The sequence below is a fragment of the Flavobacterium sp. genome (genome assembly GCF_004211145.1).
Lineage (GTDB): Bacteria > Bacteroidota > Bacteroidia > Flavobacteriales > Flavobacteriaceae > Flavobacterium.
The window spans coordinates 1-25633 of the sequence record NZ_SEBS01000037.1 but is presented as its reverse complement, the minus strand read 5'-3'; the positions used below and the strand labels follow the sequence as shown (position 1 = coordinate 25633).

Annotated in this window: 21 protein-coding genes; 8 read left to right on the top strand and 13 right to left on the bottom strand. The window is 48.1% G+C overall.

What is annotated here, in order from left to right:
* Positions 1–25 precede the first annotated feature (25 nt).
* From EOO50_RS14530 to EOO50_RS14515, 4 genes are all read right to left on the bottom strand, one after another.
* Entirely contained in the window at positions 26–940 is a 915-nt protein-coding gene (locus tag EOO50_RS14530; RefSeq protein ID WP_290841006.1) for a DMT family transporter, read from the bottom strand.
* A 152-nt stretch (positions 941–1092) separates the two neighbouring features.
* On the bottom strand, positions 1093–1695 hold the full coding sequence (locus tag EOO50_RS14525) for a matrixin family metalloprotease (protein WP_290841005.1): 603 nt from the start codon (positions 1693–1695) through the stop codon (positions 1093–1095).
* On the bottom strand, positions 1670–2230 hold the full coding sequence (locus EOO50_RS14520; RefSeq protein ID WP_290841004.1) for a pentapeptide repeat-containing protein: 561 nt from the start codon (positions 2228–2230) through the stop codon (positions 1670–1672). Before EOO50_RS14520 ends, EOO50_RS14525 begins: the two co-directional genes overlap by 26 nt.
* A gap of 8 nt (positions 2231–2238) precedes the next feature.
* Positions 2239–3246 (bottom strand): LLM class flavin-dependent oxidoreductase, encoded by a 1008-nt coding sequence (locus EOO50_RS14515; RefSeq protein WP_290841003.1) that lies wholly within the window; start codon positions 3244–3246, stop codon positions 2239–2241.
* Between the two features lie 274 nt (positions 3247–3520).
* Between EOO50_RS14515 and EOO50_RS14510 the strand changes: the two genes are divergently transcribed.
* A complete protein-coding gene (locus EOO50_RS14510) occupies positions 3521–4978 on the top strand; it encodes a S41 family peptidase (RefSeq protein WP_290841002.1) in 1458 nt (485 codons plus the stop codon).
* Here the strand turns inward: EOO50_RS14510 and EOO50_RS14505 are convergent.
* From EOO50_RS14505 to EOO50_RS14490, 4 genes are all read right to left on the bottom strand, one after another.
* Entirely contained in the window at positions 4970–5416 is a 447-nt protein-coding gene (locus EOO50_RS14505) for a GNAT family N-acetyltransferase (RefSeq protein WP_290841001.1), read from the bottom strand. The two genes, EOO50_RS14510 and EOO50_RS14505, sit on opposite strands and share 9 nt — an antisense overlap.
* A 5-nt stretch (positions 5417–5421) precedes the next feature.
* The gene (locus EOO50_RS14500; protein WP_290841000.1) at positions 5422–5583 is read right to left on the bottom strand and encodes a hypothetical protein; all 162 of its coding nucleotides are present in this window, start codon (positions 5581–5583) and stop codon (positions 5422–5424) included.
* A 92-nt stretch (positions 5584–5675) separates the two neighbouring features.
* A complete protein-coding gene (locus EOO50_RS14495) occupies positions 5676–6845 on the bottom strand; it encodes a DUF1501 domain-containing protein (RefSeq protein ID WP_290840999.1) in 1170 nt (389 codons plus the stop codon).
* Between the two features lie 7 nt (positions 6846–6852).
* Positions 6853–8235 carry a DUF1800 domain-containing protein gene (locus EOO50_RS14490; protein WP_290840998.1) on the bottom strand — a complete coding sequence of 461 codons (1383 nt, stop codon included), beginning with the start codon at positions 8233–8235 and terminating at the stop codon, positions 6853–6855.
* Positions 8236–8343: 108 nt separating this feature from the next.
* Here EOO50_RS14490 and EOO50_RS14485 point away from each other — a divergent pair, with 108 nt between their 5' ends.
* Positions 8344–8922 (top strand): murein L,D-transpeptidase catalytic domain-containing protein, encoded by a 579-nt coding sequence (locus tag EOO50_RS14485; protein WP_290841017.1) that lies wholly within the window; start codon positions 8344–8346, stop codon positions 8920–8922.
* Between the two features lie 77 nt (positions 8923–8999).
* Here EOO50_RS14485 and EOO50_RS14480 read toward each other — a convergent pair whose 3' ends face one another.
* The 3 genes from EOO50_RS14480 to htpG form a co-directional block, all read right to left on the bottom strand.
* Positions 9000–9827, bottom strand: coding sequence for a hypothetical protein (locus EOO50_RS14480; protein WP_290840997.1), 828 nt, complete (start codon positions 9825–9827; stop codon positions 9000–9002).
* Positions 9828–9944: 117 nt separating this feature from the next.
* Positions 9945–10664: an aquaporin Z gene (gene aqpZ / locus EOO50_RS14475; RefSeq protein ID WP_290840996.1), complete on the bottom strand. Its 720-nt coding sequence runs from the start codon at positions 10662–10664 to the stop codon at positions 9945–9947.
* 250 nt (positions 10665–10914) lie between these two features.
* Positions 10915–12795 carry a molecular chaperone HtpG gene (htpG, locus tag EOO50_RS14470; protein WP_290840995.1) on the bottom strand — a complete coding sequence of 627 codons (1881 nt, stop codon included), beginning with the start codon at positions 12793–12795 and terminating at the stop codon, positions 10915–10917.
* 241 nt (positions 12796–13036) lie between these two features.
* Between htpG and EOO50_RS14465 the strand changes: the two genes are divergently transcribed.
* From EOO50_RS14465 to EOO50_RS14450, 4 genes are all read left to right on the top strand, one after another.
* The gene (locus EOO50_RS14465) at positions 13037–13525 is read left to right on the top strand and encodes a lipocalin family protein (RefSeq protein WP_290840994.1); all 489 of its coding nucleotides are present in this window, start codon (positions 13037–13039) and stop codon (positions 13523–13525) included.
* 18 nt (positions 13526–13543) lie between these two features.
* Positions 13544–14233 carry an OmpA family protein gene (locus EOO50_RS14460; protein ID WP_290840993.1) on the top strand — a complete coding sequence of 230 codons (690 nt, stop codon included), beginning with the start codon at positions 13544–13546 and terminating at the stop codon, positions 14231–14233.
* A 273-nt stretch (positions 14234–14506) separates the two neighbouring features.
* A complete protein-coding gene (locus EOO50_RS14455; RefSeq protein WP_290840992.1) occupies positions 14507–15169 on the top strand; it encodes a TetR family transcriptional regulator C-terminal domain-containing protein in 663 nt (220 codons plus the stop codon).
* A 206-nt stretch (positions 15170–15375) separates the two neighbouring features.
* Positions 15376–16686: an AarF/ABC1/UbiB kinase family protein gene (locus tag EOO50_RS14450; protein WP_290840991.1), complete on the top strand. Its 1311-nt coding sequence runs from the start codon at positions 15376–15378 to the stop codon at positions 16684–16686.
* Positions 16687–16932: 246 nt separating this feature from the next.
* Here EOO50_RS14450 and EOO50_RS14445 read toward each other — a convergent pair whose 3' ends face one another.
* A complete protein-coding gene (locus tag EOO50_RS14445; RefSeq protein WP_290840990.1) occupies positions 16933–20475 on the bottom strand; it encodes a hypothetical protein in 3543 nt (1180 codons plus the stop codon).
* Positions 20476–20626: 151 nt separating this feature from the next.
* On the opposite strand from EOO50_RS14445, the gene EOO50_RS14440 reads away from it, so the two are divergent.
* Positions 20627–21568, top strand: a complete 942-nt coding sequence (locus EOO50_RS14440) for an ABC transporter ATP-binding protein (RefSeq protein WP_290840989.1) — start codon at positions 20627–20629, stop codon at positions 21566–21568.
* Between the two features lie 156 nt (positions 21569–21724).
* Positions 21725–22471: a hypothetical protein gene (locus EOO50_RS14435; RefSeq protein ID WP_290840988.1), complete on the top strand. Its 747-nt coding sequence runs from the start codon at positions 21725–21727 to the stop codon at positions 22469–22471.
* 38 nt (positions 22472–22509) lie between these two features.
* On the opposite strand, the gene EOO50_RS14430 is transcribed toward EOO50_RS14435, so the two are convergent.
* Complete coding sequence (locus EOO50_RS14430) at positions 22510–24939, bottom strand: prolyl oligopeptidase family serine peptidase (protein WP_290840987.1); 2430 nt, start codon at positions 24937–24939, stop codon at positions 22510–22512.
* Positions 24940–25633 lie beyond the last annotated feature (694 nt).

Here is a 25633-nt window from a genome sequence, read left to right as displayed (position 1 = left end):
TGTCTTTTTTCTAAAAATACGTTTTTTATGAATGCTTTCGGCCAAAATTAACGTTCATAGCGACGATTGCCGATAAAATCAAAGCGATCCCGAACCATTGCAGCCCGCTGACCTTTTCGTCGAGCAGCAGCCACGCCATCGTCACCGAAACCGGAAGTTCAAGCGCTGAAACGATGCTGCCGAGCCCGATGCCCGTTTTCGGGAAGCCCGAATTCAGCAACATCGGCGGAATTATGGTCCCGAACAATGCGAGCACGATTCCCCATTTGTAAAAGATGTCGAAGTTGAACGGCGTGTGCTGCGTCGCCAGTGCGAAAATCACCACGACGACGGCGCCTCCAAACAACATGTACAAACTGCGTTGCGTCGAGGAAACGCCTAACGCGATCCGATTCGCCGTGAACATCGTCGTCGTGAACGAAGCCGCGGCAAGCAAACCCAGCACGACGCCTCGCCAATCGAGACCATTCGTATTTCCAATGAGGTTCGTCGCCAAACCTGTTCCCACAAGCACGATAAAGACCGCAGCGATCTTGATTCCCGACGGACGCTTCCTATCCAAAACCATCTCAAGCAGAACGCCCATCCAAACCGTCTGCATCAGCAAAACGATACCGATAGAAACCGGAATGAATTTCACGGCGAGATAATAAAAAATGCTCGTCAAACCCGTCGAGGTTCCCGCTACGAGCAATTGCCTGATATCAATTTTGGAAGGTTTAGATTCGTCCGATTTGGCTGTCCGAAATACATTGAGCAACAGCAAAGCCGCGATTCCCAAAGCGAATTGCGAGCTAATCACTTCCGCCGGCGTGTATGGCAAGCCCGCACTGCCAACGTCTTGATATGCTAATTTTACGAAAGTCGCCAGCATGCCGTAACTCGTCGCGCCGAGACCGACCAGGATTACGCCTTTGAGAATGGATTTGTTGTCGGACATAAATTTTTAAAAGCGCGCAAAGGTAAGGTTTTAGATTTCAGATTTGCAGATTTCAAAATTCAGATTTGTAAGGCCAATGATGATTGCCCGGCTTATTCGCAAAAATCTCAAATCTCAAATCTAAAATCTGCAATCTGTAAATCTTTAAATCTTCATCTCAACATCCAGCCCGCGGCAACAAGCGTCGCCTTGCATTTCACGCAAAATTCCTTTTCCTCATCCTTCGTATTTTTGCCCTTCGCGTCGCGCATGAAACACGATTTTTCAGGACAATGCCGCAAGCCTTCAGTATGTCCGAGCTCGTGGATCGCAACCTTGAAAAGCTGTTCCGTGCGTTTTTCTTTTTTGAGCCGAAATGTCGAAGCGATGCACGCTTTGCCCGGACAATAACCCAAACCCATGACGCCCCAATCTTTATGATCGCCTTTCGTCGTGCTGATGTCTTTGTTCGTCAGTCCGATCGTCATGGCGTTGTCAGGCGTTTGGGAATCCAGGAATTTTATGAGTGAATCCGCGCGATGACGCGTTTTTGCCTCGTTCAAGCTGTTTTCGGGAAAAGGTATTGAAGGCAGGATTTTTACATCCGAATAGATTTTGACCAATTCCTTGCGAATATTTTCAGTTTGATTCGGAGTAAAATCTGAGAACGGTTGCAAGTAAACCGTTCGAGGTTGCGGTTTTCCGCAAGACATCGTTATCGCAACAAGCAATAAAATGGAAATCTTAATATCAAAAATCTTCAATCTCCAATCCATATTTGTCCAAAAGTCCGCGTGTTCCGGCGAGCGCAAATTTCGCGCCACGAATATAATTGGTTTCAGGATCGATCGTAAAATTTTGTGCGCGCCTGAAATCCGCCTTCTCGAGAATCGTGTTGTCGAAAATAGCATTTTGCAAATCGCAATCCTCAAAAACAGCTTGCGCCAAGTCTGTTTCCGAAAAGTCGACCTCTCGCATCGAGCAACCTTTAAATCGCTGCTTGCGCAATTTGAGTTGAAAGAACGACGCGAGGTCAAGCTGGCAATTTTCGAACTCGGCCGCGAAAAGCATCTGGTTGCATTGATCGAACCTGAAACCCAAAAGTTTGCAGTCCTTGAACGTCACGTCGCGCAAAGACGCTTTCGAAACCTTGACCAAACTGAAATTGCAATCGGTAAAAGTACAATCGGTAAAAGTCGAATTCCCGAAATCATTTCCCGTGAAATCGCAATTCTCAAAAGTGCAATTGTCGTATTCGCCTTTAGAGAAAACGAAACTGCGGTCGAACGACTTGTCGGCGATAAAATTCATGCTGCAATTTACGGATTCACGAACAGTTGCGCGAACAGTTCGTACGAACGTTTTCGATCTTCCCAACTTTCGGCAGGCGTAGCGATCATGATTTCGTCGGTTTCGTATCGCTCCGAAATTTTTTCGAGTTCGGTCTTCACCTTGTCAGGAGTTCCCGCGATGAAACGCCCGCGATTGTATGCCATGCGCGCTTGTTGCTGGATCGTGAAATTCATTTTCTTGATTTCTTCGAGCGTCGGCAATTCACCTTGTCCGCCCATTTCGATGTACAACATGCGGTATTGGAAATCGGCGATCCAATCCTTGACTTTTTCCTCGTCCTCGCTCACGAAACCGAATATCCCGACGTTGAGTTTCGGTGCTGCCAATTCAGCTGACGGCCTGAAATTGTGTCGGTAAAACTCGGCCGTATCGGGACCGCCTTCGGGATTTATGAATTGCGCGAACGACAATCCCATTCCCAAGTGAGCCGCGAATTGTGCGCTTCCGCCGCTCGAGGTCAGCATCCACATTTCAGGCAATTCCTCGGGTTGCGGATACGACATGACTTTCTCATGCACCGATCCAACTTCGCGCTCGCCCTTGAAAAAAGCGGTCAAATCCTGGAGTTGCTGAAAAAAATCTTTCTCTGAAAATGTATTCGATGGATTCAATAAATATGCTGAAAGCCTGTCGCCGCCCGGAGCTCGACCGATTCCGAGATCGATTCGGTTTGGATATAAAGTTTCAAGTAACCCGAAGTTCTCGGCAACCTTCAAGGTGCTGTGGTTCGGCAGCATGATTCCGCCCGAACCGACGCGGATTTTCGAGGTTTTTGACGCGAGATACGGGATCAACACTTCAGGCGCCGTTCCCGCAACAAGCTTAAAATTATGGTGTTCCGAAACCCAATAGCGAACGTAGCCCAATTCCTCGGCCAATTGCACGAGTTTGCCCGATTCCTCAAGCGTTTCCCGGGCCGTCGCGCCGCGTTTCACCTGAGATTGGTCGAGCACTGAAAGTTTGATGTTTGTCATGTTACAAATTTACTCGACAATCGACAATCGGTAATCGCAATTAACAAATCGTAAGGTTTTCCTTTTTTGGGCGTGTCGGCGGCTCGTCGAAAGCTGATCGCATTCAACGAGCCGCCGTCGTGCTGCCCGTTTCAATCTGCCTTTGCCACAACGTTTAAGCTGTGCAATACGAATCATTTGGCAAAGTCAGGATTTACACTCGCATCACTCACGCGGTGTTTTCTCCGTTACAACATTGGCTAAAATTCATAAATTAGTTCCAAATCAACGTCTTATGAAAAACGCAATCTGTTTGTTCGCGATGCTGCTTTCGGCCATGACTTTTGGGCAAACCATCAAGAACAGCGATTTCGAATCGGGAAACATCGAACCCTGGACGGAATCCAGTCCTGCGACATACGGTCAGGCCAAGACATCAGGATTTGAGATTTCGGTCGCGCCTGAGTTCGCGCATTCGGGAAAATTCGGCGTCCGGCTCAAAAACCTTGGCAATGGAAAATGGAGCCAAATCTCCCAGGATTTCGAATACACGACGAAAGACTTCGAGAGATTCGTGCTCAGCGGCTACATCAAGACCACGAATGCCGACGGGTACGCGACGCTTTACATCAACGTGCGCGACAAACAAGGCCGCGTCGTGCTCTCGCAGACATTTCCGGAACCCATAAGCGGTACGACCGAATGGCGCAAGATCGAATTTGACGTGTTGCTCATTCCGGGCGTCGCGAAAATAAATGTCGGGTTTGCGATGATGGGAACAGGCTCGGCGAACTTTGACGACATGACGTTCACGAAAGTCAAGCTCGGAAAGATCGAAACGACAAAATTGGCGAAGGAATATCTTTCATCGACCATCGATATTATCGAAAAAGATGCGTTCTATCGCGATTCGGTCAATTTTAAGGAAGTTCGAAAAATCGCGAGCCAAATCGCCGCGAACGCCAAGACCACAAGCGATACGTATCCCGCAATTAAGTTCGTACTCGAAGAATTAAAAGATCATCACAGCCATTTCAATGTGCCGTCAGAAGTCGCGGCCATGCAAGCACCGACAATTGAAAATGCGCCGAAACCATACGCCGAAGCCATAAATCCGCAAATCGTCTATATCTACATTCCGGCGTTCACGAGTCTCAACGAAACGGTCGAAAAGCAATTCATCGAACAAGCCCAGCAACTCATTCGCCAATTCGATTCGCCTAATCTCAAAGGCTGGATTGTCGATGTGCGCGGCAACACGGGCGGGAATTGTTTCCCGATGTTGCAAGGCATTGCGCCGTTGCTTGGCGATGTGAACGTCAGCTGTAATAAAGACAAGGCTGGAAATCTCGTGAATTGCACGACGTTCAAGGACGGTCTGTTGTATTTCGACGATGGAACGCCGTACATCAAGCCTCAAAATCCTTATAAATTGATTAAATCGAATCCGCCTGTGGCCGTGTTGACCGACGGTTTGACGGCGAGTTCGGGCGAAGTGGTCGTACTCGCTTTCAAAACCCGAAATGCCACGCGATTTTTTGGCGAACCGACGAATGGCCTAACCACGGGAAATTCAGAGGTAAAACTAAGCGACGGCGCAGTCCTGATGCTCGCGACGAACGCGATGACCGATCGCAGCGGAAAATCGTACGGCGGCAAATTGTTCCCTGACGAAACCATCGCCGACAATCCGTCGACCCAAAATGACGAAACGGTTGACGCGGCCGTGAAATGGCTCGAAAGTTTAAAGTGATTTTTTGCGGTTCGCCCACTCGAGGCGCGTCATTTCAAATTTGATTTCGTTGCCGTGCATTCCGTTTTGTGTCCAGCCCGAGCGTCGGTAAAATTCCTCGGCGCGCGTTCCGGCCGATGTTCCGAGCCAAACGTGGTTTTTGTCTTGGGAGAAATACCAATCGAGCATGATGTCGTGAAGTCGTCGGCCGATGCCTCGTTTTTCGAATTTAGGATGTAGAAAAAGCGCCCAGATGTTGTCTTCCCTCAAATCAGCGATCGCGAAACCGACAATTTCCGAATCTATCTCACAAACCCAACCTTTGCCGCGTTCAAATAAAAATTCCCGACAATCGTCATTGGAAACGAGCGCGGGATTGGAAAGTGTGTTTTCGGTGACCGAATTGCGTACGATTTGGATTTGATCGATGTCCGACGCAATCGCTTCTCGAAAAATCATTGCGGTTAAGCTACGGGATCAGGAGCCGGGAACGAAACGATTTCTTCCTGGGCTACCGATTGGCATTCGGATTTGCAATGCCAGATCACGCCAAGATAAAGCAATCCCGCCGAGGCTACGGCGATTCCCAAGATCAGGAAATTCGGCGTGTTGAAAATTTTTCTCATGATTGGTGGACTGATGATTGTTGAAGTAGACGCCGACTTTTTTGAAATGTTACAGAAATCATAAATTTTTTTTCAAAACGGCTCAGGATCAATCAGAACAATCCGGCGAGCGCCTGGTTTTCAATACCGATTTTGCGATAATCGAAGTTGAGTTTTTTCTCGAGCAAACTTGCGTAAACGCTTCTGAAATCGATTTGGTGTTTCAAGTCGCCGTTGTCGAGATTCGCCAGATCGGGATTCGAGCCGATGACCTTTCCGCTGTTGTTCCCGCCGATGATGAACATGGGCGCGGCCGTTCCGTGATCGGTTCCGTTGCCGTTGTCGTGCACGCGTCGGCCGAATTCCGAGAAAACGACGAGCGTCACGTTCTCGAGCAACTTCGCGTTTCTCAAATCCTCGTAAAACGCCGCGACGGCCAAATCGAGTTCCGACAATTTGTTGTTGTGCAACGCGAGTTGGTTGTCGTGCGTGTCGAAACCACCGAGCGACGTGTAATAAACCTTCGAATTCAAATTCCCCTTGATGAGCCGTGCGATCCATTCGAGGTTTTTGGAAAGTGCGCTTTTTGGATATGAAACGTCGGCCGCTGTCGAATTGCCTAGCGCTTTTTGGATATCGTCGGAACCTTCGACGACCGAATCGGCGATCTTCCTCACGAAATCAAGTTGCGGATTGTTCGACAATTTCTGGTTCGATTCGCCGTTTTTCTTCACTTGGAAACGACTCGGATCTTTGATCGTGATCGAATTCGGTTCGTCTCCTTTGAGCGCAAGATTGTCGATGGTATCGATGTTGACGCCCGCGGTCGGATCGTGTTCCTTGCATTGCAGATCAAGATATCGGCCGAGCCAGCCTTGGTTCAGGTATTCGTGCGAATGTGAACCCGTCTGCCAAATTTCCTGGCTGCGGAAATGCGATCGGTCAGGCTCGGGATAACCCACATTCTGGATCACGCTCAGATTTCCGTCCTGCTGGATTTTAGCGAAACTTTTCAACGCCGAATGGAACGCCATTCCTTTGTTCGCGCCGATGATCTGATTTCCCGACAGCGCGATCTTCGGTCGGAATTGCTTGTACAAAGGATCGTCGAACGGCACGAACGTATTGAGCCCGTCGTTGCCGCCGTTGAGCTGGATGAAAACGACGCACTGCTCGCTGATCACGAGCGATTTCTGGTTTCCGAACGCGTGGAGGAAATCAGGCAACAACAGCGTTCCGCCTGTAAAAGTTCCCGTCAGCGTTAAAAATTTTCTCCTGTCCATGGCTTTTTTAGATAAGTTGGAATTCGGGGGTTTTGACCATATCGTTGAACAATCGCAGCACGGCGTTGTCGGCACCGGGCGATTTGGGATTGAAATCATACTTGAGCAGTTTTTCGAAATCGTTCTGGAGATTCGTGTCGATCGTAAACAACAATCGGTTACTCAAATCGGCGATGACGTCGAGGTTGTCGCCTTTGTCGTTCCAGTCGAGTTTTACGCTCAGGAAGCGTTTCTCGTCGGGCATTTCGTCGGAATTAACTTCTTTAATTTTTCGGTTTATCGTTTTTCCGCTGCACAGCAGATCCGCGACGTTGTTGCGTTGCAGGAAAATTTGCGAGGTAAGCCACGATCGACCTCCGTCCCAACCTTTCACATTGGGTTGGTTGAACAAATCCATGCCTTGCTGCTTCAGGAAAATGGCGATCGCGCGAGGTTGGACGTTTGCGTTGAGCTCGCTCGAAAGCTGCAAAATGTATGTAAGCGGATCTTTGATCTTGGTTCCCGACGTATTCTTCGCGGATTCTTCGGTAAACATTTTCACGAGCAACGGTTGGATTTCGAAATCGGATTTTTTGAGGTAATCGCCGTAATATTTAACGAGCGATTCATCTGGTTCGTCGTATAAAAACCACTTTAGGATTTTGCGCGTGATCAGGTAAGGCGCGCTTGGCTGTTCGAAAATGATGTCGACGATTTCATCGAGTTTGAAAGTACCGGTCTTTCCGAAATACGTGATCGTGTCGTTGTCTTCGAGCCTCGGGCGATACTTCGCTCCATTTTCGCCCGGAGTCAATCCTGCCAAGGCTTTTGCGCCGTTCTTGATGTCAGCCTCCGAATAATTCCCGATGCCCAACGTGAACAATTCGAGCAATTCACGGCTCAGGTTTTCGTTGATTTTGCCTTTGCGGTTGTCGTTGTTGTCGAGGTAGCGCACCATCGCATTCGATTGCAGGATTTCCTTGGTGAGCGTCCTGAAATTCCCGAAAGTGTTCCGGCGCAGGATCATGTTGTGTTCGTATATCGAATAGTTGAGCTTGACTTTTTGCGAAGTGGAAACGAAGTGATTGTGCCAGAAAACCGTCATTTTTTCGCGCAACGGGAAATCGGAAGATTGGATGTTTTTGATCCACCAGATGCGAAGTTCGATCGCATTTTGGACTTGTTTCTTGAGGTTTTTCTTTTGGGCTTCCGAATCGTCCTTGATCGAATCGCGCATCGCTTTGAGTTCGGCGAACGTCTTGGGATCATCTTTCAAAAAGGCGGGAAGTTGCTCGTCAAACGGCGCTTTGAACGAAGCCGAAAGAAATTTTTCGAGTCCGTTTTTTTGGATGTTTTGAGACTGCTTTGCCGAAAATCCGAGGCGCAGCGACCAAAGCGTGTTCTTGTCCATAAACTTATTTTTTGGCTCTGACCGATTTGTGTCAGAAGGGTTTAAAATAAAACGGATGATTTTGAAGTTATGAGGAAATACCTGACTAACATGAAATTCACTCTCTTGATGGCTTTGTTGGGGCTGATGTGTTGCAATTCTTCCGAGAATCCAAAAATCGCCCCAAAAGATTACGCGGCTACGAATCTCGAAGCGGTTGCGTATTGCAGACAAAACGGTCTCAATAATGACTTTTATTTCCTCGTCGATTTGAGCGTGCATTCGGGCAAGAACCGATTCTTCGTGTACGATTTCAAGCAGAAGAAGATCGTCGATGAGAATCTCGTAACCCACGGAACCTGCGACGCGTTCGGCGAAAACCCGAAAATGTTCGAGAAGGCAAAATGCAGTAACCGCGTGGACAGCCATTGTTCGGCCTCGGGCAAGTACAAGATCGGAAAACGCGATTACAGCGCCTGGGGAATCAAGGTGAAATATTGGTTGAAAGGTTTGGAGACGACGAACGATAATTCTGAGAAACGCGTCGTCGTACTACATTCGTGGGAAGCGGTTTCAGACACCGAAGTCTATCCCGATTACAGCCCGCTGAGTTGGGGTTGCCCCGCAGTCTCTGACAATTTCATGACAAAACTCGATACTCGGCTTAAGGACGTTCGGAAACCCGTTTTGCTCTGGATAGTGGAGTAGTTGTTTTGAGTTTTGAATTTTAAATGAGTCGTAACGTTTGACATTCAATATAAAAACTCAAAACTCAAAATAACAAATCATCTTCTTGCCGCGCGAACTCGGCCGGTTTTATTGCTCTTGCGAACAGCCGTCGTTTTTCCCGTTCTCTTGTTTTTATGCACGACCGTCGTTGCGCGCCTGTTTTTTACGACGAGCGTCGATGAACGTCTGTGCGGCGCGTAAACTCGGTGTGCGACGGCAACTCTCCTAACCGGAGCCGGCCGGTAATAAACCCTGTGAGGCGCGACTCGTTTGTAGAAAACCACGTGAGACACCGGGCGCCAAGGTTTCCACCAACGCGGATATGCCGCCCAACGATAAGGTGAAACCCAAACCACATACGCCGGAGCGTAAAGGAATCGCACCGACGGCCACAGCCAGACGTTCACGACAACGGGCATGATTTCGATTTCGGCGATTGACGGGCCGCCTTTTCCTCCGGTTGCTTTGTCCTCAACGTCGACGGGTTCGATGATCGTGTTTTCGGCGTAAAGGTCGGTGTCGCCTTCGATTTGGAGCTGGGCTTGTTCGGCCGCGGTTTTTTCGATCCCGATCGTGGCGATGTCTTGTTTTTCAGATTCCGACAACCAAGTTGAAAGCACGATTACGTGCGTGTCTCCATCTTTCACGTCGGAAACTGTCACGTAATCCGTTTTTTCGTCGTTGTTTAGATCGAGATTGTTCACGTTGTTGTTTTCCTCGTTGATCGCTTTCTCGAATTCCTCGAGGCTTTTTGCGTTCTTGAACATGGCGAGAGCGCCTTCGAGGCTGAAATCGTCGCCGTTGTTGGCCTGTTCTTCAGTCTGTGCAAAAGTCGGAACCGACAAAAAGCACAGCAGCAATACTAGGTAAGTTGCGGTTTTCATGTTGTAGTTTTTTTGTTCGCCTAAAGGAGTCCGAAATTTTGAAATGGTTTAACCGATGGCAAAAAAAAGCAAGAAACATGCTTCACGCTTCTTGCTTTTTAATTCTCTCCGACAATATTATTCGTTCATGTCCTCGGGCAGGAATTCGGTCTTGCGCAACAAATTTTTGTAAACGAGTCCACCTACGACGGCGCCTGCGATCGGAGCCACAATAAACAACCAAAGCTGTTCGAGCGCCCAACCTTGCACGAAAATCGCCTGGCTGATGCTGCGTGCCGGATTCACCGACGTGTTCGTCACGGGAATGCTGATAAGGTGGATCAATGTGAGCGCCAAACCGATCGCCATTCCCGCAAAAGCTTCGCGTCGTCTATCTTTTTCAGTCGCCCCGAAAATGATAATGATAAACATCATCGTCATCACGAATTCGGTCACGAACGCCGACGTCATGTTGTAACCTCCGGGAGAGTGCGCGCCGTAACCATTCGCGGCGAATCCGCCAAGATCGTGCCCGTTGCCCGACGCGATAACATACAAGATGGCCGCTCCCGCAATCCCGCCAAGGATTTGAGCGATGACGTACGGCAAAACAGTGTTCGATTGGACGCGTCCGCCGGCCCATAATCCGATGGTGACCGCGGGATTCAAATGCGCGCCTGAAATCCGTCCCAGCGCATAAGCGATTGTCAAAACGGTTAGCCCGAACGCGAGTGAAACGCCCACGAGCCCGATCCCGATGAACGGTTCGGATGTGAAATTGGCTGCGAGGACCGCGCTTCCGCAACCGCCCAGAACCAGCCATAGAGTTCCGAGGAACTCCGCTGCAAAATTTTTCATGATGTTTGTTTTAAAGGTTTGATTGGTTTTCAGGTAAAATCCTGATAATGTTTGTTTTATAAAGTTATTGAAAAGAAGGTTCGGTTTGGGAAAATGTGTGGAAAAAGTGTATTTGTGAGAAAATGAAAGGTCTGTAAAAATCACCCTCAAAATTTCGGTGCAAAAAAGCAAAAAAAAAACCTGAAGGTTTCCCAACAGGTTTCTATTCTCTGATCCGAGATCTAAAAATCTAAACTCTAAAATCTGAAATCTACTTAATCATCTCAAAACTGCGCTTCACGAAAGCCGTCAATTCTTCCCCTTTCAAAAGGTTTTGCGACAACTTCGCCAAATCGAGCGCTTGTTTCACCAAGTGTTCCTGTTGCGTTTTATCGTCGGTGTTCAAGATATTTCCGGCAAGTTCCGAGTTCGTGTTCACGACCAGATTGTACATCTCAGGGAAATTCCCCATTCCGAACATTCCGCCGCCGCCACTTGCGCTCATCTCCTTCATTCGTCTCATGAATTCCGGTTGCGTGATGATGAACGGCGCGGCTTGGCTGTCGAGCGCTTCGAGTTGCACGTTATAAGTCGTCGACGGAACGATTTCCTGGACCGCCGTTTTCAATTTTTCCTGTTCTTCATCAGACAATTTTGAAATCGCGTTCTCGTCTTTCTTGATCAAGTTGTCGACGTGATCCGAATCGACGCGAACGAACGTCACATTCTCGTTGTCGCTTTCCAGCTTTTGGATCAAGTGGGAAACGATCGGCGAGTCGAGCAACAAGACCTCGTAACCTTTGGCTTTCGCGGCATCGATGTAACTGTGTTGCGCGTCTTTGTTTTGGGCGTATAACACGACGAGTTTTCCGTCCTTATCGGTTTGGGAATCCTTGAGCGTTTCCTTGAGTTCTTCGAGCGTGAAGAACTTGCCGTCGACCGTCGGATATAAAACGAACGCGCCCGCTTTTTCATAGAATTTATCTTCGCTCAACATTCCGTATTCGAGTACGATCTTGATGTCGTTCCATTTTTTCTCGAAATCCTCGCGGTTTTCGGTGAACAACGATTTTAGTTTGTCGGCGACTTTACGCGTGATGTAATTCGAGATTTTCTTCACGTTTCCGTCGGTTTGCAGATACGAGCGCGACACGTTTAGCGGAATGTCGGGAGAATCGATCACGCCTCTCAACATCGTCAGGAATTCGGGAACGATGCCTTCGACGTTGTCGGTCACGAACACCTGATTCTGGTACAATTGTATCTTGTCTTTCTGGATTTGCAAATCCTGCGACAATTTCGGAAAGTACAGGATTCCCGTCAAATTGAACGGATAGTCCACGTTCAAATGAATGTTGAACAACGGTTCCTCGAATTGCATCGGATATAGCTCGCGATAGAATTTATTGTAGTCGTCGTCGCTCAATTCCGACGGTTGCTTTGTCCAGGCCGGATTCGGATTATTGATGATGTTGTCGACCTCGACGTCTTCCATTTTCTCGTCTTCACCTACGCCGAACGCTTTTTTCTCAGTCTTCGTTCCGAATTTGATCGGAATCGGCATGAACTTGTTGTACTTGGTAAGCAATCCCGAGATTTTGTGATCTTCGAGAAATTCGAGCGAATCGTCGGCGATGTGCAGAATGATTTCGGTACCGCGATCTGTCTTGTCTGATGGAACGAGCGTAAACTCAGGGCTTCCGTCGCACGTCCAATGCGCAGCCGGTTCGTCCTTGAACGATTTGGTGATGATCTCGACTTTCTCGGCCACCATAAAAGCGGAATAGAAACCAAGCCCGAAATGCCCGATGATTCCCGTGTCTTTCGCCGAATCCTTGTATTTGTCGAGAAATTCCTCGGCGCCTGAAAACGCGACCTGGTTGATGTATTTCTCGACTTCTTCGGCCGTCATTCCCAGACCTTGGTCGATGATGTGGAGTTTCTTTCCTTCTTTATCGATCCTGACTTCGATGACAGGATTTCCGTATTCGACGTTCGCTTCACCGATAGATGTCAGGTGTTTGAGCTTCAACGTGGCGTCGGTCGCGTTCGAAATCAGCTCGCGCAAGAAGATCTCGTGGTCGCTGTAAAGGAATTTCTTGATTAAGGGAAAGATGTTTTCTACCGAAACATTGATTTTTCCTGTACTCATATGTTTTTGTTTTTAAAGTTTGTTGTACAATTTCATCCGGCTTTTTTCAAATTGGATACCAGCTTGTAAAGGTGTGACAAATTGTCGGAACATCGGTTTTTTATTTTAATCCGCAAAGGTTTTACGATTCCCATGTGAAGATGATTTTTCTGTTAATATTTCGGTAAAAGTCGCCCGGAATTTAACATTTGACGAAGTGCCGATTGTATCTTTGAACTTCAATAATTTAAACAACCTACTCATGAAATCGCAAGTTAAACAACTACTTTTCGCCGGGATTTTCGCGTTGTTGCTGATAGGCTGTAAGTCCACGTCGGCCACCACGACGAAACTTGACCGCGGCTCTCAAAAAGACATCAAGGGAAATTGGACGATCACATCGGTAAGCTATCCGGGATCGAACGTGATCGCGGTGAATTCTTTCGGGATCGCGGATTCCCAATGTTTTGTCGGAAGTACGTGGAAATTCGTTTCGAACAACAACAAAGGAAATATGGCGCTGACCAAAGGCGGAAATTGTCCTGCATTCTCGTCCGACATTACCTGGTTCATCAACAAAGACGGACAATTCGTACTCAAAGTGCTTTACGCGGGTGAAAAAGCCAAGAAAGTGCGCGAAGGTTACGTAGTGAACGTCGCCAACCAGACTGAGACGTCTTTCCAGCTCGTCGACAAGATCGATGTCGGCGGTAAGATGACCGATGTCGTGTACCAATTCCAAAAGAACTAACTAATCAAATTACATATCATGAAAAAGATAACCTTGATAGCATTGGCATTCATTACCGCGGCCTCGATGAGCGTTTCGGGTTGCGAAGCCGTAAAGAATACGAATAATACGCAAAGAGGCGCTGCAGCCGGAGCCGTTGGTGGCGCCGTGATTGGCGGTGTGCTCGGAAACAACGTCGGTAAAGGCGGAAACGGTGCGCTTGGCGCTATAATCGGCGGTGTAGTCGGCGGTGTTGCGGGTGGCGTCATCGGGAACAAGATGGACAAACAGGCGCGTGAGATCGACAATGCGGTTCCGGGAGCCGAGGTGGAACGCGTCGGGGAAGGAATCAAATTGACGCTTAAGGAAAACGCCGTTCGTTTCAACATCGACAAATCGACGTTGACATCGACCGCACAGGCGAACCTTGACAAATTGATTCCGGTTTTCAACGAGTACAAAGACACGAACATCCAGATTTTCGGATACACCGACAACACAGGTTCGGTTGACCATAACCTGAACTTGAGCGAGCAACGTGCCGCGTCGGTAAAGAGTTATCTGGTTTCTAAAGGAATCTCATCGAGCCGTTTCACGACGACCGGAATGGGAATCGCCGATCCGATCGCCACGAACGAAACTACTGAAGGTCGTGCCGAGAACCGTCGCGTGGAATTCGCGATCACTGCGAACCAGAAGATGATTAATGATGCGCAGAACGGACAGTAGCAAGATTCTAAAATAAAAAAAGCCGCTTTTTCAAGCGGCTTTTTTTATTTTGTAATCTTGTGGTTTAGGGTTTAGGGTTTGCATGCCTTCCGTTTCGATTTCATTACTTAATTCAGAGAAAGCACAGGAACTTTTCCCAAACGACAACCCTAAACCCTAAACTCGAAACACAAAATCTTCCCTTTCAAAAGAATTGAAAGACAATTAACAATCCTTTGCAAGTCAATTTACTAGCCTGATTATATCTTTGTTTCACACTAAAAATCATATCGCATGGCAACCGCTAAAAAGATGCCTCAGCAAAACGAGGTAATGGATGACGACAAAATCATTTCGCTATATATGAACGACGTGCTCGAGCACAACGGACAAGCCGCGAATGTCTATATATTCTGCAAACGCAACCATATCGAGGAAACGCAATTTTATATGTTCTTCAATTCGTTTGGCTCGCTGCGTCAGGAAGTTTGGGTGCGGTTCTTCGAAAATGCCCAGACGATGTTGTCCAAGTCTCCTGATTACGCCTCATATACCGATAAAGACAAACTACTCGCACTATATTTCACGATTTTCGAAATCCTAACGCTGAACCGAACCTATGTTTCCTGGTCGTTGCGCGACAACAAACAAGGCTTGAAGAACCTTCAGGATTTGAAACTTTTCCGAAACCGCTTCCGGGACTTCGTTGAAGTATTGCTAAAGGAAAATAAGCCTGAACGATTACGCAAGGTGCGCAACGTTACCGAACCCGTTCTATCAGAAGGCGCGTGGGTGCAATTTCTTTTCATCCTGAAATTTTGGCTGGACGATACGTCGAAAGGCTTTGAGAAAACAGATATCATCATCGAAAAATCAGTGAATACGGTCGTGAGTCTGCTTGATACGAAACCTTTGGAGAACTTGATCGATTTGGGGAAATTCCTTTGGAAAAATTAGCGTCAATTGCTTGCGTCCGCGTGAGGGATTTTAGCGGATATCCTTTTTGGCCAACCTGTAAGGTTTACCAAAAAGATAGCAGCGGAAGCCCGACGGCGGGTTACTGTCACGTCAACTTTAGTTACTTGGTTAAAGCCGCCGGCACGCCCAAATAAACACAACGATAATCAGCTTATAGCTTACAGCTTAAAGCCTAAAGCAAAACAATGAAAACCCTAGATACCATCCCAACCGGAAAAATCAGCCGCGCCAGCGAACTCGTCAAAACCGGCATAAAAGTAGGCGGGAATTACCTCGCGTACTACGGCGAGAAAATCGTAAACCCGTCGCTGACCAAAGACAAACTCAACGAGAACAACGCCGAAGATATTTACGACGGGCTCAAAAACCTGAAAGGCAGCGCGCTCAAAGTGGCACAGATGCTCAGCATGGACAAGAGTATCATGCCTCAAGCGTATGTCGAGAAATTCTCGTTGTCGCAATTTTCAGTTCCGCCGTTGAGCGCGCCTCTCGTCCGAAAGACGTTCAAGACGTATTTCGGGAAATATCCCGAGCAGTTGTTCGACAAATTCACGCCCGATTCGGTCAATGCGGCGAGCATCGGGCAAGTGCACAAAGCCGAGAAAAACGGAAAGCAACTCGCCGTTAAGATCCAATATCCGGGCGTCGCGAAAAGCATCAGTTCTGATCTGGCGATGGTGAAACCCGTAGCGATCCGGATGTTCAACATCAAAGGCAAGGATTCGGGAAAATACTTTCAGGAAGTCGAGGACAAATTGCTTGAGGAAACAGATTATGTGAACGAACTCAAGCAGGGGAAGGAAATCGCCGACGCTTGCGCGGTCATCCCGAATCTGCGTTTTCCCGAGTATTATCCCGAATGGTCGACCGATAAAATCCTTACGATGGATTGGATGCAAGGCGAGCACATCTCAGAATTCACGGCTCACAACACCGATCAGGAAAAGGCGAACAAACTAGGGCAGGCGCTTTGGGATTTTTACATGTTCCAGATCCACGGCTTGAAAGCCGTACATGCCGATCCGCATCCCGGGAACTTTTTGGTCGACAGCGATTCGAACCTGATCGCGATCGATTTCGGTTGCATCAAGCAGATTCCGCTCGATTTTTACAATCCGTATTTCGAATTGGTCAGCCCCGAGATCTTCAACAATGAGAGACTTTTCGAGGAAAAATTGTTCGAGCTTGAGATTTTGAGGGCCGATGACAAGCCCGCCGACAAAGCGTATCTGATTCCATTGTTCCGCGAATTGCTTACGGTTTCGACAATGCCGTACAAAACCGACTATTTCGATTTTTCGAACGAGGAGTTCTTCGGACGACTGGCTGCGATGGGCGAGGAGTTCTCGAAAGACACGCAATTGCGCAAGATGAACGGAAACCGCGGTTCGAAGCACTTTCTGTACATCAACCGAACGTTCTTCGGGTTGTACAGTTTGCTGCATGATTTGAAAGCGCAGGTCGATACGATTTCTTACCTCAAATATTTATCATAATTTATCGTAAAGTGCTGATTTCATTCCAAGTTTTGCAACATGTTTAACAATTGTTTGAATTATTTTAAAGGAATCGGCGGTATCTTTGTAATATGAAAGTGGCAACGCTGCCTGACCGGGCAGCGACGCTTTCGACGAAATAAAACATTAGTTTGTTTATTGGTTAGGTCGGCAAGAGCGTTCTCATTTGATGACGCTCTTGCTTTTTTTACCCCAAAAAGAAAATCGCCCGAAGGCGACTCTTTTTTATTCCAGTTTTTTGCGAGATTGAGGTTTGGGTTGAGGCGTGTCGCTCGTTCCGGTTTGCCCGGCTTCAGGCGTCGCCGTGACCGTGCTGGCCTGGGCGTCGGGATTTGTCGTCAAGGTCGATGGTACGTCGTGCGCCGGTTGTTGGCTCAACTTTTGGGCCTGGAACGAACTCGGCGTTTGCCCGATATTGACTTTACTGCCATCGTACCAGATTCCTTTTTGCGTTCCGTCGGTATTCTTCTCGTTGTACATTACGGCGTTCATGTCCTCATCGAACGACGACGAAGAAATCGTAGCGCTCACGACGGCTTCCGGATTTTCGTACCCCAAGCGCGTGCCGTAAGCGACCCAGTTGACTGAAACGCCTGCTGAGCCGTTGCCATTTTCTACAATCCTGAATCCTGCAGGCGTGACGTCGGTAACATAGACACCGTTTGAAGGACCTGTTGGCGTGACGGTGATATTGAGCGGGATTTCTGCCGATACGATTTTAGAGAACGATTCGTCGAACGAGACGAAGATCGATCCGTTTTCCAGGCGTGCATTTCCTCTAACGTAGATGTCGGCGCTCATGCTGCTTGGCGCGAATGCCACAGAACGTTTTTGCGTTCCGTTGTCGATAAGCTGTACCACGGGTTTGTTGGTAATCGTCGTCCCGTCTACATAAAGTCCGTATTCTTTTCCTTTTGCGTGGAAACCGTAGTGAAGTCCGCGGACCCAGCCACCCATGACGCCACCGTAAATTCCGAGTCCGATCATGTTGTTTGGTGCCGATGCCGACATTTTTCCACCAGCTGCTCCGGCTTGGAAGTTTTGCCCGAATCCGAACACGGCGTAATCGACAAAATTAGAAGCGTAATATCCAAGTGCGCCGCGGGCAAGTCCGTAATCATCCCCAAAAACTCCACCTGAGCGAGTACTCGTGCCACCGTCGCCCAAAACACCGAAAGAATAACTGCCCACAACCCGGCCGTTTCCATACGAGGCGATGCGACTTACTCCCGACATATAACCGAATGACGTGCCGGCTCCTGCCGTATTGTAACCGTAAATTGCGGGCCCGTTCAATTGGGAGGTCAATCCGTAAATTCCTGAACCGGTACCTGCTCCCGCGGCAGCTGTATTTGCGCCGATCAAAGCGCTGGCGCCCGCGGCCGATGTTCTCGCATTCACACCATTCCAAACCGTCGAAGTCCCGATTACCGCCGCACTTGTTCCTGTTCCGTTCGTCGATCCGATTATTGCAGCGGTCGTGTTGTTCGGAACATCGCTGAAAACTCCTGCGTTTGTCGAGGTTCCACCGGCGATGGCGATCGCACCCGAATATCCTGTATAAATGTTGGCCGTCCCTCCGTTAAGTGTTGCTGCATTCCTGAATCCGTAGGCACCTGCGACAGTGCGTTGGCTGGTCAACAACATACCGTTCATGGTTGTTCCTGAGACCGTGTTCATCCTATCGGTAACAGATGGTGTCGTGGTATTTATACCGATGTTGCCCAAGTTCGTGATGCGCATTTTCTCAGTTGCCGTAGCGGTTCCGTCGTTAGTGGTTCCGAAGATGATGCGCGACGGCATGTCGCCGGTTCCGGTCGGGCCATCCATCGCCATGGTGATAAATGCGGTTTGTCCGTTCGGAGCTCCGATTCCGTTGTAGGCGGTTCCGTCATGTGCGTATGCTCCAATTACTGCAATTTCATCATTTTGTGCAACGGCTGTCGGAACCGTAAATGTTCCGCGTGACCTGAAAAAAGTCATCCAGTTCGAAATGTCGGTGGCGGCCGCCGTATGCATCGTGAAATCGCCGTAGTTGATCCCATTTCCGGCAAGGTCGAAGCGCGAGTATGGATTGGCGAAGTTGGTACCGTACGTAGTGCCGATGCCGAGCGTTCCGTTTACGCCAATTCGGACTTTCTCAGTATTGGCCGTCCTGAAGATGATCGGAATCGCGTCGGTCGTACCCAGGAAATTGGTTGTGGCGTTCAATCCGCTGTTTCCGGTCGTTGACCAGTTGAAAGCATTCAACGCCGTGTTCGGATTTGCCCACGTCACGATTCCCGCCGCATCGGTTTGCATGATTTGGCCGAGCGTTCCGCGTGATGGCGGCAAGATATAATTGTTCGTCGCGATTGTCCCGATGCTCAATGCTCCGAGGAAATATCCCGCATAACTCCCTGTTTTCACGGCATCTGAATAAATACCATAATGCGTTCCTCCGGCATTGTTTAAAATCGTGCTGTAGAAACCGTATTTGTTTCCTGCGCCCGATCCTGACAAGGATACGTAATCTCCGTAATGGATACCGCTGCCCGTTCCGCTTTCGATAACGCTGCTGCCATAGTGGACGCCGTTCCCGGTATTGGTGGAAACATGCTGGACGCCATATTGAATGCCCGAACCTGCTCCGCTGAAAACATTGCTGATTCCGGTATGATTTCCCGTTCCTGTACCCGACATTTGGTTTACGACGCCAAAATGCAAGTCATTACCAGTGTTGTCAATTACGTTGAAGCTGCCAATTTGTTGGCCGGTACCGCTACCGGTAAGAGACGAATATACCCCAAAGTGATTTCCCGAACCTGTTCCCGTCAAACTGTTGAATACTCCTTCATGTAAATTATTTCCTGAATTTGAAATGGCGTTGAACAAACCAATCTGCAATCCGGTTCCTGTACCGCTCAACCCGGCGACATATCCGTGATGCGTTCCTGAGCCGGCACCCGACAGTATGTTTTGCGAGCCATAATGAAGCCCATTACCTGTCGATGTTATTGAGCTTTGTATACCATAGATACTGTTCGTTCCACCTGATATATCGTTCAAAACGCCATACCGTATTCCGGAACCGTTTCCAGTCATTTCACTGTAAAAACCCACTGTTTGTCCGTTGCCGGCGTTCGTCAAGCGATTGGCTGTGCCCCAACGGATTCCGTCGCCCGGACCTGAAAGGATATTGAAATTGCCATAATGCGAGCCTGTTCCCGAACCGCTCACGGATGATCGCATGCCAACGAGAAGATCGTTGGTCAATCCGGTAAGTTGGCTCAATACGCCGAATTTGAAACCTCCGGTCGTTGTAGCAACGTTCGTAGCCTGAATTACGGCCAAGCGATCATCACCCTGAACATCCAACGGTGCACCGGGCGCATTTTTCCCGATGGCCGCATCCCCGATATGATACATCGAATCGTTGATGTCGTCAGGTGCGGTCGCAAGTCCGGTTTCGATCCAGTCTTTGTCGGGAGTCGCCGACGAGTTTAGTCCGATCCACGAAAGTGTCGGAAAATCCCAATAGTAAAATCCGGGAGGTTTCGTACCGACTGTCGTGGTCAGGTAAACGAGCATGCCTTGTTGGTTGACCGTTGGAACAACAGCCGGAAAAACATCGACCTTCGGAATAAGGATTCCATCGGTATTTGCCGGCGCAGCCTGATTGCTCGAACGCACGTCGAGTTGCGAATAGGGATTCGTTGTGCCGACGCCGACCTGTGCGAGCGCAGAGAACGAAACCAACAAAACAAAAAGGAGCGTAATTTTTTTCATGACATCTGATTTTAAAAAAGTTCGGTCGGGATTAGAGTAAATATGATAAAAAGTATCTGATGTTCAAAACCTTATCGATTAAAGACGCGTTCCCATCGAGTAAAAACACATTTGCTGAGGTTTCACGAATTTTGTTACTTATTTTTGCGACATGCTTGAAATCAGCTCCATTTCATTTTCATACGATTCGACGACCACCATCGACAACGTGAGTTTTTCGCTTGAAAAAGGCAAACAGCTCGCCTTGATCGGTGAAAGCGGTTGCGGAAAAAGCACGTTACTCAAGTTGCTTTACGGACATTACGATTTGCAGGAAGGCGAAATTTTATACGACGGAAGCCGCATTCTCGGGCCGAAGTTCAACCTGATTCCAGGTGACGATCGGTTCAAGTACCTCGCACAGGATTTCGGATTGATGCCGTTCATCACGGTCGCTGAAAACGTCGGGAATTTCCTGTCGAACATCCACAAGGAGAAAAAACAGCAACGCATTTCCGAATTACTCGAAATGGTCGAAATGACCGAATTCGCGAACGTCAAGGCCAAACTGCTCAGCGGCGGCCAGCAACAACGTGTCGCGCTTGCAAGAACGTTGGCGCTCGAACCCGAATTGTTGTTGCTCGACGAACCGTTTTCACAGATCGACGCGTTCCGATCGGCGACATTGAAACGCAAACTGTTCCGATATTTCAAACAGAAACAGATCACGTGCATATTTGCGACCCACGATGGCAGCGACGTATTGTCGTTCGCCGATGAGGTCGTGATCATGAAAGATGGGAAGATCGTAGAAATCGGTCGTCCGAAAGCCGTTTATGCGAACCCCGGCTCGGCTTACGTGGCGCGGATGTTCGGAGAAGTCAGTGAAGTTCCGTTGCGGCTTTTGAATAATTCGGTTACCGATGAAACGGTTTTATTGCATCCGCACCAATTGAAGATTTCAGGTTCGGGACTGCGCGCGATCGTGAGACAGTCGTATTTTTTGGGCGGACATTATCTCATCGAGGCCAGTTATGAGAGCGGGACTTTGTTTTTTGAAAGCCGCGTTCCGATAATGGAAAATGAGGGCGTTTTTTTGGCAACGTCAGAATAGTTATTATATTGGCACGAAAATCCTTACATGAACACAAAGTTGTTTTTGAGCGCGCTGGCAATTTCAACACTGTTGCTGTCGAATTGCTCCCCAAAAAAGAATAGATCTTTCGGGCAGCAGATCAATGATGATCTAGTCCAAACAATGGCTTCGCCGATGAGCGACGGCGAAAAATTCGACTCGATTCTTTCATACATTACGAAATCTGGATACGTGCAGAAGTTTCAGTTTGTTGATGATGGAAAATACGACAGCATAGCAGACGAGGGCTCGGAATTGTTAGCAAAGAATTTGAAAGCTCTCGACAAAGATGTGCTTAAAAAACTGATTATTCTTGGAAGTGAGAGAACCTATGCTTATTCTGATATTTCGGATTCGATCTACAACAATACTCAGAAAGTGTCCAGTCTTAGCACAGTTCGTCATGTCATTGGAAAAGCCTCGGATTTCGCGGTGAAGAAAGACACGGCCAACGTAATAAAAACCATTTTCATTCTCGATTATGCCGTCGGCGGGTCCAGTATCAAAAGTTTCGATCCAACGACCCAAATAGCCGTTATTCAATACGAAGCAGGGACGGGTTCAAGTGTAGATAACCGACATTACTTGATTTCGGACAAAAAGATTACGCCGTTGAAAAATGTGATTGACATATTGAACAAATCTGAATTGGAAAAAGTGACCGCCGCGGCTAAGCGAGAACTCAAGGAATTCGGTGGCATTTATTACAACAGTGTAAACGTGACGAAATCCGGAAATGTTTACCAAGTCGAGGTCAGCGCATATCACGGTCCGGATGAGGTTTATCACAATGGGAGCGGCCGTATAAGATATCTTACTTCCGATTTTAAAACCGTAAAACCAAACACGCTTAAAATCGAGGATTTATCCAAAACCCAATAAACAAAAAAAGCAGCCTTTTGAGCTGCTTTTTTAATGTGTTATTTGTCCACAACTTCCGTTTTCCCTTTCAAATATTTCTCCAAAAACCTATCCTGTTCCCAAAGCAAATGCAAAATATTTTCCTTGGCCGAATAGCCGTGCGCTTCCTTAGGTAAAATCACCATTCTCGCCGGGCCGCCCAGACCTTTGAGCGCTTGGAAATAACGTTCGGTTTGAAGCGTGAATGTTCCCGGATTATTGTCGGCTTCACCATGGACCAACAGCATCGGCGTTTTCATTTTCGACGCGTTCATGAACGGCGACATGTCGTTGTAAACCGCGGGAACTTCCCAATAATTGCGTTGCTCGCTTTGGAATCCGAAAGGCGTCAACGTTCGGTTATAAGCGCCTGATCTCGCGATTCCGCACGCGAACAAATTCGAATGCGTAAGCAGATTCGCGGTCATGAACGCACCGTAGGAATGTCCGCCGACCGCGACTTTTTTACGGTCGATGTAACCCAATTTATCGACGGCATCGATCGCAGCCTCGGCATCATCGACCAACTGCGTGATGAAATTGTCATTGGGTTCGGTTTCGCCTTCTCCGATGATCGGGAAAGATGCGTCGTCCAAAACAACATAACCGCGCGTCACCCAATACACGAACGATCCGTAGTATGGAAACGTGAATTCATTTGGGTTTTGACTGCTTTGCCCGGCGCTGTTTCGGTCTTTATATTCGGCCGGATACGCCCAGATCAAAAGCGGAAGTTTTTCCTTTTTGGTCGTGTCGTAACCTTTCGGCAAATACAAAGTGCCCGACAAATCGACGCCGTCCTTACGTTTGTATTTGATGACCTCCTTGTGAACATCTTTGATGCTTTCGAACGGATTCTTGAAAGCCGTGATCGCAGTCAGGCTGTTCTTCTTTTTGATGTTGCGCAAATAATAGTTCGGATAATCGGTTTTTGATTGGACCTGCACCAAAGCGATGCCCTGTTTGAAATCCTCAAGCGACAAGATATCTTCCTTTTTATCTTTGTACGCCGATTGGTACAAACGCGTTTTCTTAAGCGATTTCGTATTGAACTGGTCGATGAAAGGAAATTGGCCGTCTTTCGTGTAACCCGCGCCCAAGAGAAAAGCGTTGCCGTTGTCGAGCGCCAAAACGTAGCGCGCATACTGGTTTTTCACGGTTTCGAAATTCCCGGGATCCGAATAGATATCCTGTTCGTTTCGGTCGAAAATCGTCGTTGGCTGCTGTTTCGAATCCGATGGATTGATCAAAAACGTCTTCGTATTCCTCGTGTCATACCAACCCTCGCTGACCATCGCGGTCGTCGCGTCGCCCCAAATGACGTCCGAGAAACGTTGCCGTGTTTTTAGTAGCGAAACAGGTTCCGACGTAAAAGGCGCGTCCCAAACGAATAGCTCATCGCGAAAATCCACTTTCGTATACGGATTTCCCTCGTCGAGCGCCTCCACGAAATACAGCGTCGCAGGCTTGTCGTTCCTCCAACTCATGCTGCGTTTTCCCTTGCGGACTGCCATGAAACCTTTTGGCATGACTTCAGTAAGCGGTACGTCGTTGACTTTTTTGACTTCCTTGCCTTGCAAATCGTAAACCGACGTCGTAAGCGGGAAACGGTTTAACGGAACGATATACGAGAACGGTTTGTGGATCGTGGTCAACATCAAAAGCGTTCCGTCAGGCGAGAAACTTTCACCCGCAAACATGGCGGCAGGTTTGAACAAAGTCGTTTTTCCCGATAGGTCGACCGTGTATAATTCTGACGTCACTATCGTCTCGAAATTCGCCTCGTCGTTTTTATTCTTGAGCAAATCCTGATACGTACGGTTTTGGGAAACGGTTCCGTCGGCGTTCGATACTATCGGTCCCGTCGGCAAATCCTTTTTCGCATCAAGCAGTTTGGCGCGGTCGGCCGGAAGCATTTTCACGAGCAGTCGCTTGCCGTCTCCATACCATAAAAACGGATTTCCGAGAGCGGCATTCACGCGCGCATCGGTCAGTTTCACCGCTTTGGCCGACGCGACGTCGAGCACATAAAGTTCAACTCCGTTCGCGACCGTGTTCGAGAACGCGATTTTCGTTTCATCGGGCGACCAGTATAAATTGCTGATTTTCGCATTTTCAGGCAATCCCGAAACCTGCATGTCATTCGTGCCCTTCACTTTTCTCACTTTCAGGTTCGTGATATAGGTGACAGTGCTCGAAATGTTCGTGTTCGGGTTGATGCGCAATCCGCCGAGCCGAAGTTCGTCCTGGTTCAAATCGTCGAGTGTTTTGTACGTCGCGCGATATGAAAGCAACATGTATTCTTTTTTCGTGTCGAGTTGCACCGACGGCGCTCGCTCGTAATCGGCTAGGTCCAAAATCTCTTTCGGAGGTTTCTGGTACGTAAGGTTTTCCTGTGCGAGCGCGGGCAGCGCCAGCAAAAACAGCGCGGCAAACTTTAGGTTTTTCATGTAATGTTGGTTTTTGCCGAAGGTAAGGGTTTGAGAGAAGAGTTCAAAATGGGTTTGAGGTGGAAAGGTTTCGCGTTTAGGATTTAGAAGGTTTAGAGTTTAGGGTTTAGGGTTCGCGCGTTTCTGGAGTAATGCACATTTTCAAAGAACAATCTTTTAAATTCAACAAAACAGAAACCGATGCAGCCGCCAGAAATCCGCGGAAATCCGTGAATCCGTGGCCAAAGCATTAGTTATTGAAATTTATCGGTTGTCCGACGCAGGATGAATCCGCAAGAATCAAAGCGAAGCGAAATCTCAACGGTTTTAGAAATCCGTGAATCTGTGGCTAATAAAATGTAGTATCTCGATAATTATCTGGTCATCCAACCTAAGATAAATCTTTTAAAATCAAATACTCAACAACCGCCAGAAATCCGCGGAAATCCGTGAATCCGTGGCCAAAGCATCAGCTATCGGAATTTGTCGGTTATCCGACGCAGGATGAATCCGCAAAAATCAAAGCGAGGCAAAATCTCAGCGGTTTTAGAATCCGTGAATCTGTGGCTAAAAAAATGTAATACGTCGACAATTATCTTGTCATTCAACCTAAGATAAATCTTTTAAAATCAAATACTCAACAACCGCCAGAAATCCGCGGAAATCCGTGAATCCGTGGCCAAAGCATCAGCTATCGGGATTTATCGGTTGTCCG